General features: G+C 66.4%; 12 protein-coding genes. 8 read left to right on the top strand and 4 right to left on the bottom strand.

Annotation, left to right across the window (positions count from 1 at the left end):
• Together WC815_14185 and WC815_14180 are read left to right on the top strand one after the other, a co-directional pair.
• Positions 1–1,960 (top strand): vitamin B12-dependent ribonucleotide reductase (locus WC815_14185; GenBank protein MFA5909924.1); only part of this gene is annotated, 1,960 nt, incomplete at its 5' end.
• 73 nt (positions 1,961–2,033) lie between these two features.
• Positions 2,034–2,810 (top strand): FkbM family methyltransferase, encoded by a 777-nt coding sequence (locus tag WC815_14180; protein ID MFA5909923.1) that lies wholly within the window; start codon positions 2,034–2,036, stop codon positions 2,808–2,810.
• A gap of 44 nt (positions 2,811–2,854) precedes the next feature.
• Here the strand turns inward: WC815_14180 and WC815_14175 are convergent, their stop codons facing one another.
• The 3 genes from WC815_14175 to WC815_14165 all read right to left on the bottom strand — a co-directional run bounded on the left by WC815_14175 (position 2,855) and on the right by WC815_14165 (position 4,632).
• Positions 2,855–3,901 (bottom strand): hypothetical protein, encoded by a 1,047-nt coding sequence (locus WC815_14175; protein ID MFA5909922.1) that lies wholly within the window; start codon positions 3,899–3,901, stop codon positions 2,855–2,857.
• 87 nt (positions 3,902–3,988) lie between these two features.
• The gene (locus tag WC815_14170) at positions 3,989–4,378 is read right to left on the bottom strand and encodes a type II toxin-antitoxin system VapC family toxin (protein ID MFA5909921.1); all 390 of its coding nucleotides are present in this window, start codon (positions 4,376–4,378) and stop codon (positions 3,989–3,991) included.
• Positions 4,375–4,632, bottom strand: a complete 258-nt coding sequence (locus tag WC815_14165) for a type II toxin-antitoxin system Phd/YefM family antitoxin (GenBank protein MFA5909920.1) — start codon at positions 4,630–4,632, stop codon at positions 4,375–4,377. The genes WC815_14170 and WC815_14165 overlap by 4 nt, the downstream gene beginning before the upstream one ends.
• A 57-nt stretch (positions 4,633–4,689) precedes the next feature.
• Between WC815_14165 and recQ the strand changes: the two genes are divergently transcribed.
• From recQ to WC815_14140, 5 genes are all read left to right on the top strand, one after another.
• Positions 4,690–6,498 (top strand): DNA helicase RecQ, encoded by a 1,809-nt coding sequence (recQ, locus tag WC815_14160; protein MFA5909919.1) that lies wholly within the window; start codon positions 4,690–4,692, stop codon positions 6,496–6,498.
• Between the two features lie 14 nt (positions 6,499–6,512).
• Complete coding sequence (locus WC815_14155; GenBank protein MFA5909918.1) at positions 6,513–7,208, top strand: hypothetical protein; 696 nt, start codon at positions 6,513–6,515, stop codon at positions 7,206–7,208.
• 80 nt (positions 7,209–7,288) lie between these two features.
• On the top strand, positions 7,289–8,104 hold the full coding sequence (locus WC815_14150) for an alpha/beta fold hydrolase (GenBank protein MFA5909917.1): 816 nt from the start codon (positions 7,289–7,291) through the stop codon (positions 8,102–8,104).
• 6 nt (positions 8,105–8,110) lie between these two features.
• On the top strand, positions 8,111–8,944 hold the full coding sequence (locus WC815_14145) for a DUF547 domain-containing protein (GenBank protein ID MFA5909916.1): 834 nt from the start codon (positions 8,111–8,113) through the stop codon (positions 8,942–8,944).
• A 72-nt stretch (positions 8,945–9,016) separates the two neighbouring features.
• The gene (locus WC815_14140; protein MFA5909915.1) at positions 9,017–9,790 is read left to right on the top strand and encodes an SDR family oxidoreductase; all 774 of its coding nucleotides are present in this window, start codon (positions 9,017–9,019) and stop codon (positions 9,788–9,790) included.
• 13 nt (positions 9,791–9,803) lie between these two features.
• On the opposite strand, the gene WC815_14135 is transcribed toward WC815_14140, so the two are convergent.
• Positions 9,804–11,123, bottom strand: a complete 1,320-nt coding sequence (locus WC815_14135; protein ID MFA5909914.1) for an amino acid permease — start codon at positions 11,121–11,123, stop codon at positions 9,804–9,806.
• Positions 11,124–11,149: 26 nt separating this feature from the next.
• On the opposite strand from WC815_14135, the gene WC815_14130 reads away from it, so the two are divergent.
• Entirely contained in the window at positions 11,150–11,992 is an 843-nt protein-coding gene (locus WC815_14130) for an OmpA family protein (protein ID MFA5909913.1), read from the top strand.
• Positions 11,993–12,035: the final 43 nt, after the last annotated feature.

The raw sequence follows: 12,035 nt of genomic DNA, 5'->3' as shown, positions 1-12,035 counted from the left end.
CGACGAGTTCATGGGCGCGGTGCTGGACGATGGCCTGTGGCAGACCAAGGCGGTGACCACGGGCGAGGTGATGGACACCTACCGCGCCCGCGACGTCATGCGCCTGATCGCCGAAGGCACGTGGGTGTGCGGCGACCCCGGCATGCAGTTCGACACCACCGTCAACGAGTGGCACACCAGCCCGAACACGGCGCGCATCAACGCCAGCAACCCGTGCTCGGAATACATGTTCCTGGACGACTCGGCCTGCAACCTGTCGTCGCTCAACCTGATGACCTTCGTCAAGGACGACGGCGAGTTCGACGTCGAGTCGTATCGCGCGGCCTGCCGCACCATGATCACCGCGCAGGAGATCCTGGTCGACAACTCGAGCTACCCGACCCCGGCGATCGCCAAGAACAGCCACGCCTTCCGTCCGCTCGGCCTCGGCTACGCCAACCTCGGCGCGCTGCTGATGTCGCGCGGCCTGCCCTACGACAGCGACGCCGGCCGCGATTTCGCCGGCGCCATCACCGCGGTGATGACCGGCGAGGCCTACGCCCAGTCGGCGCGCATCGCCCGCGACCACGGCGGCCCGTTCGACGGCTACGACATCAATCGCGAGCCGTTCCTGCGCGTCATGCGCAAGCATCGCGACGCGATCAAGGACATCACCGTCAAGCACGTGCCGGACGATCTCTACAACGGCGCCAAGCAGGCATGGGACGAGGCGGTCGAGCTCGGCGAAGACTTCGGCTACCGCAATGCCCAGGCCACCGTGCTGGCGCCCACCGGCACCATCGGCTTCATGATGGATTGCGACACCACCGGCGTCGAACCCGACATCGCGCTCGTCAAGTACAAGAAGCTGGTCGGCGGCGGCATGATGAAGATCGTCAACCAGACCGTGCCGCCGGCGCTCAAGAAGCTCGGCTACACGGCCGCGCAGATCGGCGACATCATCAGGCACATCGACGAGCAGGAGACCATCGAAGGCGCGCCGCACCTGATGGAGCGCGACCTGCCGGTGTTCGACTGCGCCTTCAAGGCGTCGAAGGGCGAGCGGTCCATCCACTACATGGGCCACATCAAGATGATGGGCGCCACCCAGCCGTTCATCTCGGGCGCCATCAGCAAGACCGTGAACGTCCCCAAGGACGCCTCGGTCGAAGACATCGAACAGGCCTACCTCGAGTCGTGGCGCCTCGGCGCCAAGGCCGTCTCGATCTATCGCGATGGTTCGAAGCGCACGCAGCCGCTCAACACCTCGAAGGCGGCGATCGACGCGAAGGGCCAGATCGTGAGCAAGGCCACCACCGACGCCGTCAACACCGCGGTGGCGGCGGCGCTGGCCCAGCGGGCGCCGGCCCGGCGCAAGCTGCCGGACGAACGCCAGGCCCTCACGCACAAGTTCGACATCGCCGGTCACGAGGGCTACATCACGGTGGGCCTGTTCGAAGACGGCATGCCGGGCGAAATCTTCCTGGTCATGGCCAAGGAAGGCTCGACCATCTCGGGCTTCGCCGACGCGTTCGCCCAGGCCATCAGCTACGCGCTGCAATACGGCGTGCCGCTGCAGGCGCTGGTGGACAAGTTCAGCCACGTGCGGTTCGAGCCGTCGGGCATGACCAAGAACGCCGACGTCCGCTTCGCCAAGTCGATCGTCGACTACATCTTCCGCTGGATGGCGTCGAAGTTCCTCTCGCCCGAGGCGCAGTTCCGCGCCGGCGTCAATAACCGCGACGAAGCGGCGGAAGGCTACGCGGCCCCGGTGCCGGCGGGCGTGCCGGCGCCGAAGGTCAGCGCCTCGCCGACCGCGACGGTGAGCACGACCGGCGTGATCGTGCCGCAGACCAACCAGTTCGCGGCCATGCAGAACCAGGAAGACGCGCCGCCGTGCACGACGTGCGGGTCGATCATGGTGCGAAGCGGCGCCTGCTACAAGTGCGGCAATTGCGGCACGACCAGCGGCTGCGCCTAGTAACGTGAGGATGGTTTATCCCGCCGAAGCGCATTGCGCAAAGGCGGACTGACTAGGAGAAGGGCCGGGCCGCGTGCCCGGCCCTTCGTTTGTCGGCAATCGACGCCGCCGCATGCTGCAGACCATACTGGGCAGATTCGGAATCTATTACAGCAAACGCCAATTCATGCCCCGTGGCATCGAATGGCTATGGGATCTCGCGCGCCTGACCCCGGCCGTGACGGTGCGCACGGTCATCGACGTCGGCGCCAACGAGGGGCAAACCGCGCGCGCCATCCTCAGGGCGTTTCCGGGGGCCGCGGTGCATGCCTTTGAACCCGTGCAAGGCACGTTCGATGTGCTGCGGCAGGCTCACGGTGCAGACCCGCGCGTGCGCCTGAATCGTCTGGTTGTCTCGAGCGAAGCCGGCGTGGCGTGGGTCCAGGCTGAGTCGTCATCACTGAACAGCCATGTCGTGCCGGCCACAGCGGCCGGAGGCGCCCGCGTCGAGTCCGTGGACGCGGTCACCCTGGACGACTACTGCGCGCAGCATGACATCGCCCGCATCGACATTCTCAAGACCGACACGGAAGGGCACGATCTCCAGGTGATGAAGGGCGCCCGGAACTTGCTCGCCGCCGGGAAGATCGAGTGGGTGCTGGTCGAGGTGACGTTCAATCCGAATGACGCGGTGATTTCGCTGTTTGGCCCGATTCATGACTTCCTGGCGGAACACGGCATGGCGCCATGGTGTTTCTATGACCACTGCCACACCGAGGCCGACCGCAACCTGCTGTTCTGCAATGTCCTGTTCGTGCGGCGGGCGGCCGTCGCGACGATCGCGCAAGGGCCGCAGGATGTGCCGCTGTGAGTGGGTAGATCATCAAGAACCACTGGCAGGGGCTCCGGCTCTTCTCAGGCGGGCTCGACAATCCGGTTGCGAAACGCCAGGTCGAACATCAGCACGAACGGCAGCAGGTAGAGATACTGCCGCGTCTCGTCGAAGAAGCCGAACACCGGAACCGCCGCCCACATCGCCACCACCACCACGAACACGCTCAGGTAGCGGTCCCTGATCTGCTGCCAGTGCACGACGAAGAAGCACGCTAGCAGCAGCCAGGCCAGGTGGATGACCACGGCCAGGTCGAGGGCCGGGTTGAGCAGCAGGACCGCTGCCCGATGGATGCTGGCAAAGAGGTTCCAGTGGTTGTCGAAGAACGGCAGCTGGATGAACCGGTCGGTGGACTCGAGCGAAGACTGCACGAACAACAGTTCCCGCGACACCTTGGTGTAGGTGCCTCCGGCGGCGGCCAGCAGCACGCCGCCCCAGAACCGCGCCGGGAGCTCGAGCCGCCCGCCGAGGCGGCCCGCTCGCGGGCCGCTGCGGACGATAAACGCGTCGATCATCAACCACAGGGGAATCACCAGGGCCGATTCCTTGTTGAGGATGCCAACCGCGAAGATCGGAATGAAGTACGCCACGGGCTTTCGCGCGAACACGCCGTAGGCGAACAGCAGGTAAACGGGCATGTCGATGAAGTCCCAGACCAACGCCCAGTCGTCGGATTGGATCGCCAGGAAGGCGCACAGGAAGTAAACCGCGTACCGGAACCCGAGATCCGAAGACGCGGTCAGGCGCCGGAACACGGCAAAGGCCGTCAGGTTGGCCGCGATCACGAGCGCGAGCAGGATGAGGCCGTGGCTGGACTCGTAGGACAGGCCGGTCATCGACGAGCACAGCAGCACCAGGTACGGCCCGAGGAGGCGGTTCTGGAACGCCGCGAAGTACGGCGTCCCCTCGATCACGTGGCGCGCCGCCTCGGACAGTTCGAACAGGTTCTCTGGGTGCAGCAGGACGAACACCCGGAACTCGACCATCGAGAGGAAGGTCAGGAACGCCGCCTGCTTCGTCGTGTCACCGCTCAGAGTTGCCCGCAGCCTGGTGACCAATGAAGAGGGCATCGCAGCGACATTATAGGGTCGCGGCGACGGCTGGTGCGCCGGACCGCGGCGAGGAATGTCTGGCGCATGACGCCGTGACGGGGCTGCTCACGCCCACATGGTCTTGACGGGGTAGCGCTGCACGTGGGTGTCGCTGGTGACGATGGTCAGTTCGTGCTGGATGGCTTGGCAGACCAGCATGCGATCGAAGGGATCGCGGTGGATGTCGGGGAGCTTCGCCACGTGAGCGACGGCCGTTTCCTGGATCGACAGGGTCTGGATGCCGAGCCGCTCACGGGACTCGAGGATGAACGCCCAGACGGGCATCGGCAGTACCAGCTTCCCGGATTGCGCCTTGACGGCGATCTCCCAGGATGATGCCACGCTGAGGTAGACCTCGTTGGACGGCGCGCGCAGGATGGTCTTCAGGTCGCGCGGCAGGCGGTCATCGTCGGTCGCGATCCACAGGAAGACGTGGGTGTCGAGGAGGAGCTTCACGGCCCTTCGTCGCCTTTCCCCTCCCACAGATCGAGTTCGGCGTCCGGCAGTGGATCGTTGAAATCGTCTGGTACCGTGAACTGCCCTTTGTAGAGTCCCCACGGGCGCAGCCCTTTCGGCCGGAACGGGGCAATCGGCAGCAATTCGGCGACGGGCTCGCCGTGCCGCGTGATCGTGATGGTTTCCCCCTTCTCGACGCGGTCGAGCAGCGCCGACAGGGTGGCTTTGGCTTCGGCCAGGCCCACGGTCTTCATGGTCATAGTATTGACCAGTTATGTGACTAGTTCAATAACCTCTGATAAGCTGGTTCCTTGACCCTCGCTGAGATCCTCGAAAGATACTGGGGCTATAACTCCTTTCGGCCGCTTCAGCGCGAAGCGATGGACGCGGTCATGGCCGGCCGCGACTCGCTGCTGGTGCTGCCCACTGGCGGGGGCAAGTCGCTGTGCTTCCAGGCCCCGGCGATTGCCCGCGAGGGGCTGGCCATTGTCGTGTCGCCGCTCATCTCGCTGATGAAGGACCAGGTGGACACGCTCGTCGGCAACGGCGTGGCGGCCGCGTACTACAACAGCTCGATGCCGTCGGAGGCCAGGGCCGAGGTCACCCGCGGCATTCGCGAGGGCCGCTACCGCATGTTGTATGTCGCGCCGGAACGGCTGGTCGGCGACGGCGGCGACGGCTTCCTGAAGCTGCTCGAGTCGAAACCGGTCAGCTTCATCGCGGTGGACGAGGCGCATTGCATCAGCCAGTGGGGCCACGACTTCCGGACCGAGTATCGGCAGCTCGCCCGTCTGCGCGAGCGCTGGCCGTCGGTGAGCATGCACGCCTACACCGCCACCGCCACCGGCCGTGTCCGCAAGGACATCATGACGCAGCTGGGCTTGCGGGACGCCACCGAGCTGGTGGGGTCGTTCGACCGTCCCAACCTCGTCTACCGCGTGCTGGCCCGGGCGACACTGAAGGCGCAGATCCTCGGCGTGCTCGAACGCCACCGCGGGCAGGCGGGCATCATCTATTGCACGTCGCGCAAGGAAGTGGACAGCCTCTCGCAGTGGCTGAACGACACCGGGTGGCGCGCCCGTCCGTACCACGCCGGGCTGCCCGACGAGGAACGCAGCCGCAACCAGGACGCCTTCCTGAACGAAGAAGTGGACCTGGTGGTCGCGACCGTCGCCTTCGGCATGGGCATCGATCGCTCCGATGTGCGCTTCGTGATCCATTCCGGCGCGCCGCAATCGCTCGAGCATTACCAGCAGGAATCCGGCCGCGCCGGCCGTGACGGCCTGGAGGCGGAGTGCGTGCTGATCGCCTCGGGCGCCGACTTCCTGAAGTGGCGCGTGATGCTGGAGAAGAACGGCGAGATGTCCGACGCGCGCCGCGGGCTGCTGCGCGACATGGAGCGCTACGCGGCCAGCGTCGGCTGCCGCCACAAGCGCCTGGTCGGCTACTTCGGCGAGGCGTTCGCGAAAGACGACTGCGGCGCCTGCGATTACTGCCTGGGCGAGCTGGAGACCGTGGGGGACGCGGTCACGGTGGCCCGCAAGGTGCTGTCGTGCGTGGCCCGGGTGGGGCAGCGCTTCGGCGCCGGGCACGTGACCAACGTGCTGCGCGGCAGCGACAGCGAGCAGGTGCGGTCGCGCGGCCACCACGAGCTGTCGGTGTTCGGGCTGATGAAGGACGCCACCATCGACGAATTGCGCGGCTATGTCGATCAGCTGCTGGCCCACGGCCTGTTGCAACAGGGGGGCGATGAGTACCCGATCCTCCAGCTCACGGCCGAAGGCCTCGAGTTGTTGAAGGATGCCGGCGCGCAACCGGATTTGTCGCTGGCCCGCCAGAAGCGCCCCGAGAAGGGCCGGCTGCCCAAGCGGGCGCGGGTCGAAACCGAAGGCTGGGAGGGTGTCGATCGCGAGCTCTTCGAGCGCCTTCGCGCCATGCGCATGCAGGTGGCGCGCAAGCGCGGGGTGCCGCCCTACGTCATCTTCCACGACACCACGCTGCGCGAGATCGCGCGGACCAAGCCGGCGACGATGGATGCGCTGCGGCACATCTACGGCGTCGGCGCGCGGAAGGCCGACGACCTCGGCGACCTCGTCCTGCAGGTGGTGACGGCAGCCTGACCGTATACTCAGGCATGGCCATCCCTGCCGCTTTCGATTGGAGCACGCCGTTCATTGCCGACGCCTGCGTGCAATTGTCATTGCCCGTCCGCGTGGGTCCTCCGGGACTTCGCTGCAACATCCCCGGCTCGCGCATCGCCGGCCCGGTGTGCCCGGCGCGACACGCCGGCAGCACCGACGTGTTTCTCGAAGCCATCGCCGCGGCGAATCCCGGCGATGTGTTGGTGATCGACAACGATGGGCGCCTGGACGAAGGGTGCATCGGCGACCTCGTGGTCGGGGAAGCTCACATGAGCCGCCTCGCCGCCACAGTGTGCTGGGGCGCCCACCGCGATACCACGGCCATTCGCGCCATCGGCGCCAAGGTGTGGAGTCTTGGCACCTGTCCCAACGGTCCGCTCGAGTTGCGGCCGCGCGCGGACGACGCCCTCGCGCACGCGCGCTGTGGCGCCGTCACCGCCGGATCAGGCGACATCGTGTTCGCCGATGACGATGGCGTGGTGTTCGTGGGATTGACGCACCTGGCCGAGGTGATCGAGGCGGCCCAGGATATCGCGGCCCGCGAGGGCAAACAGGCTTCGCGGCTCCTCAAGGGCGAGCTGCTGCGAACGCAACTCGACTTGAGCGGGTACCTCCACACGCGCAAGGCGAATCCGGCGTATACGTTCCGCGAGCACTTGAAGTCGTTTGGCGGGGCCATCGAAATATAGGGGTCAGGCCCCTCGGCAGTTCCTGCTCGGGGTCAGACCCCGTAAGGGGGGGCGCGATATACAATGCCGCGAACCCCTTCATGACGAGACAGTACTGTCACATCGGCTCCAGGACCATCGCCTATCTCGACTCGGCCCCCGGCGAGAGCGCGTTACGCACCTACGTGTTGCTGCATGCCTTCCCCCTTGGCGCCAACCAGTGGGAACCGCAAATGCGCAGCATTCCCACGGGCTGGCGGTTGATCACGCCCGACCTGCGCGGCTTCGGCGGCTCCACCGAGCTCGACTCGTTGAGCGCGCTGGCGATCACCGACTACGCCGACGATGTGGCGGATTTGCTGCAGGAGTTGTCGGTGTCGCGCGCGGTGATCGGCGGCTTGTCGATGGGCGGTTACGCCGCGCTCGCGTTGTATCAGGGCGCGCCGCAATTCTTCGAGGGCCTGGTGCTGGCCGACACCCGCGCGACCGCGGACACGCCCGAGGGCCGTGCCAACCGCCGCAACATGCTCGCGCTCGTTGATCGCGAAGGGCCGTCTGGGGTCGCGCGCGAGATGATGCCCAAGCTGCTCGGCAAGGCCACCCGCGAGCTCAGCCCCGCGATCGAGGCGCAGGTCCGCCGGCTGATCAAGCAGCAATCGCCGGTGGCCGTTCGCAGCGCCATCCATCGCATGATGCACCGGCCGGACTCCATGGCGCTGCTGCCGCAGATCGCGGTGCCGACGCTGGTGATCGTGGGCGAGGAAGACGAGCTGACGCCGCCCGCCGACTCGCGCCGCATTGCCGAGGCGGTGCCGGGCGCCAGGCTGGTCACCATCCCGAACGCCGGCCACCTGTCGAACCTCGAGCAGCCCGACGCATTCAACGAGGCGCTGAACGGTTTCTTGACTAAGCTCTAAGGCACGATGCGTCCGATCAGTATTGCTCTGCTCCTCTTGATCACGGCCGGGCTGCCCGCCGCCCAGGAACCCGCGCCGGTGACCGTCGATCCCCTGCACCGGCCGTTCGACGAGGTCCTCGACCTCTACGTCCGCGACGGCCTCGTCTATTACTACGCGCTCAGGCAGGAGCGGGCGAAGTTCGATCGCTACGTGGCGTCGATTGGCGAGGTGAGCGCCGACACGGTGTCGAAGTGGCCGCAGCCGCGCCAGCTGTCTTACTGGATCAACGCCTACAACGCGTTCGTGCTGCGCACGGTGATCGACAGCTATCCCATTCGCGGGCGGGCGGCCGATTATCCGGCCACCAGCATCCGCCAGATTCCCGGCGCGTTCGAGCGCCGCACCTTTCGCGCCGGCGGGCGCCAGCTGACGCTCGACGCCATCGAGCGTGACGTGATCGGCGGCTTCGACGATCCGCGCGCCCTGCTCGCGCTCAGCCGCGGCGCGGTGGGCGGCAGCCGCCTCAAGAGCGAGGCCTATTCGGCCGACCGGCTGGACCAACAGCTGACGGCGATGACCAGCGAGCTGGTGACGCGCCGGGTCCTCGTGCAGGTGGATGCGGGCAACAACCGGTTGTCGGTCAACCCGATGTTCTCGTGGCGCGAGGCGCTCTTCACCCGGACCCTGGCCAACCGCGCGCCGGCGATGTATGCCACGCGCAGCCCGCTCGAGCGCGCCGTGCTGGCGCTGATCGAACCGTTGATTGTGCCGAATGAACGGGAGTTCCTGCGGAAGAACGAGTTCAACATGGTGTTTCACGAGTTCGACTGGAGATTGAACGATTTGACCGGTCGCTGATCTGGTGATCTCGTGATGTGGTGAGTTGGTGATTTTGGATCGGGATTTGGGGATTTGGGGATTTAGGGACCGATGGACTTAGGGCTCACGGGAAAGGTAGCGGTCGTGACCGGCGGTAGCCGCGGGTTGGGTTTCGCGGCGGCGCAGGCGTTGATTGCCGAGGGCGCCCACGTGGTGGTGTGCGCGCGTGGCGCGGAGCAACTGCAGAAGTCGGTGGAGCAGTTGCGCGCTGCCGCGGCGGACGGGGCGACGGCCGAGGGCGTCGTCGCCGATGTCTCATCCGAGCGCGACCTGGCCAACGTGGTCGAGACCGCGGTCAGCAGGTTCGGGCGCCTCGACGTGCTGGTGAACAACGTCGGAGTGGCGAAGGGCGGCGACCTCGAGGCCACCAGCGACGCCGAGTGGCAGGAAGCGTTCGACCTGACGCTGTTCCCGGCGGTCCGCGCCTCGCGGCTGGCCGTGCCGCACCTGCGCAAGCAGGGCGGCGCCATCGTCATCGTGTCGTCGATCTTCGGCCGCGAGTCGGGTGGCCGCATGACTTACAACGCCGTCAAGGCCGCCGAAATCAGCCTCACCAAGTCCCTCGCGCAACAACTGGCGAAGGATCAGATTCGCGTCGTCTCGGTGGCGCCCGGGTCGATCCTGTTCGAGGGCGGGTCGTGGTGGAAGCGGCAGCAGGCCGACCCGAAGGGCATCGCCGAGTTCATCGCGCACGAGCTGCCGTTCGGCCGCTTCGGCCGCCCCGAAGAAGTCGGCGCCGCCATCGCGTTTCTCGCCTCACCCAAGGCCGGTTGGGTCAGCGGCACCACGGTCGTTGTGGACGGTTGCCAGTCGCGGATGTTTTGAACGGTTCAGAACCCTACTGAACCCTTCTGAACCACAGGTAGTACACCGGCAGGCCCAGCAGCACGACGCCGAAGGTGATCGACGTCCATAACGGATCGGTGATCAGGGCGTTGACGACCAGGTAGACCGCGGCCGCGATGAACACCGCCGGCACGTAGGGGTAGCCAATCACCTTGTAGGGGCGGTGCAGGTTGGGCTGCGACCTGCGCAGGGTGTAGATGGCCGCCACGCTCAACGCATAGAACGGCCACATCGCCAGCACGAACGTATCCGTCAACTGCTCGAAGGTCTGCGTCATTACCATGGCCACGCCCAGCACGCTGGCCAGGCTGATGGCCACGTACGGCGTGTGCCACGTCGGGTGGACCTTGGCGATGGGCGCGAACAGCAGCTGGTCGTCGGCCATCGCGAAGAAGATGCGCGGTGAGGCGAGCATGCTGCCCATCAGCGAGCCGAAGGTCGAGATCATCACCACCACCGCGATGAACGAGACGCCGGCTTGTCCGAACATGGCGCCCATGGTGTCGGCCGCAATCAGCTTCGACTGCGCCATCTTCTCGATCGGGCTCACATACAGGTAGGCGGCGTTGGCGAGCAGGTAGATGGCGATGATGAGGATGGTGCCGATGATGATGGCGCGGGGCAGGTTGCGCTGGGGGTCCTTCACCTCGCCGCTGGCGAAGGTCAGGTCGGCGAAGCCGTCGTAGGCCCACATCACCGAGATCAGCGCGAGGCCGAACACCCCGGCGTCGACGCCGGCGCCGGTCGAGGCCAGGTGCGAGAACGAGGCCCCCGAGTTGCCACCGAGCAGGAACGACGCCAGCACGAGCAAGGCCAGGGCGCCGAACTTGGTCACCGTCGAGATGCCGGCGAACAGCGCGCCGAGCTGGACCCCGACGATGTTCGTGGCGCCGGCGAAGATGATGGCGCCGGCGGCGAGGTAGTCTGCCCACGCCGGGTGGGCCACCGGGTCGAGGCCGAACACCCGCATGAAGTACTCGCCGAACACCGACGAGATGCCGCCCAGCGCGGCGGCGCGGATCAGGACCAGCTGCGCCCATCCGTAAAGAAAGCCGTACGGCCGCCCCCAGCCCTCACGCAAGTAGACATACATGCCGCCGGTCTCGGGCATCGCCGCCGACAGTTCGGCAAACGCGAGCGCGCCGCACAGCACGATGACGCCGCCGAGCACCCACACCCCGAGCATGAACATCGGCTCGGGCACGCGCGTGGCGATGCCGGCGGGCGTGCGGAAGATGCCGCCGCCAATGGTGATGCCGATGACGAGGCCAATTGAACTCAGGAGGCCGAGGCGGCGGACGAGGGTAGCCATGGGTTGGGGGAACTATAATGGAAACCATGAAACAGCTGACCTCGTTTCTAGTCCTCGCGATTCTGCTGCCGGGCGCCGCCTTCGCGCAGGAACCCGGCGTGGATGAAGACACCTGCAAAGGCAAGGATTCCGCATTGCTGTCGCGCATGCCGGGCTGCGGCTTGTACGAGTGCACGAAGAAGGCGTTCGACGCGTTCGACATGGTGGTGAACAAGGCGGGCGAGATGGAGACCAAGGAAGGCTCGGCCGAGCAACTGAAGTACATCTGCCCGGTCACGACCTCGCCCCTGCAACTCATGCGAAACGCCGAGGCGGCGCTGCGCAAGGCCGGCTACAGTCCGGTGTTCAGCGGCAAGCACGAAAATCACGACTTTCCCGCGGTAACCATGCGCAAAGGGTCCCAGTGGATCTCGGTGCAGTCGGCGATGTTCAACGAGTTTCCGGCCTACGAGATGACCGCCGTGCTGGTGCAGGCCATGGCCCAGGAGATATCCGCGAGCGCGCAGGCGATGTCTGACGCCATCGCGAAAAGCGGCAAGCTCGACGTCTACGGCATCACGTTCGCGACCGGCCAGGCCACCATCACGCCGGCATCGGACGCGGTCTTGAGCGACGTGGCCGCGGTGCTGGCCGCGAATGCCGACTGGAAGCTGCGCATCGAAGGGCATACCGACAACGTCGGCGACAAGGCCGCCAACCTGAAGCTGTCGAACGGCCGCGCCGCCGCGGTGGCGGCCTGGCTCGCGTCCAAGGGCATCGACGCGACACGCCTGACGACCGCCGGCCTTGGCGACACCCAGCCGGTGGCCGAGAACACCACCGAAGACGGCCGCGCCAGGAACCGCCGCGTCGTCCTGGTCAAAATGTAGAATCCGCCTTCAGGCGGATTGTCTGCTTTTGTTATTTGTTCGC

The sequence above is a fragment of the Vicinamibacterales bacterium genome (genome assembly GCA_041659285.1).
Classification (GTDB): Bacteria; Acidobacteriota; Vicinamibacteria; order Vicinamibacterales; family UBA2999; genus 12-FULL-67-14b.
Note: the sequence above shows the minus strand (reverse complement) of the source record. Positions and strands in the feature narration are given on the sequence as shown.

Coding starts and splice junctions, on each gene's coding strand:
- WC815_14175 (MFA5909922.1), bottom strand. CDS start 3,901: ATGCCCTCTTCATTGGTCACCAGGCTGCGGGCAACTCTGAGCGGTGAC.
- WC815_14165 (MFA5909920.1), bottom strand. CDS start 4,632: ATGAAGACCGTGGGCCTGGCCGAAGCCAAAGCCACCCTGTCGGCGCTG.
- WC815_14155 (MFA5909918.1), top strand. CDS start 6,513: ATGGCCATCCCTGCCGCTTTCGATTGGAGCACGCCGTTCATTGCCGAC.
- WC815_14150 (MFA5909917.1), top strand. CDS start 7,289: ATGACGAGACAGTACTGTCACATCGGCTCCAGGACCATCGCCTATCTC.
- WC815_14145 (MFA5909916.1), top strand. CDS start 8,111: ATGCGTCCGATCAGTATTGCTCTGCTCCTCTTGATCACGGCCGGGCTG.
- WC815_14140 (MFA5909915.1), top strand. CDS start 9,017: ATGGACTTAGGGCTCACGGGAAAGGTAGCGGTCGTGACCGGCGGTAGC.
- WC815_14135 (MFA5909914.1), bottom strand. CDS start 11,123: ATGGCTACCCTCGTCCGCCGCCTCGGCCTCCTGAGTTCAATTGGCCTC.
- WC815_14130 (MFA5909913.1), top strand. CDS start 11,150: ATGAAACAGCTGACCTCGTTTCTAGTCCTCGCGATTCTGCTGCCGGGC.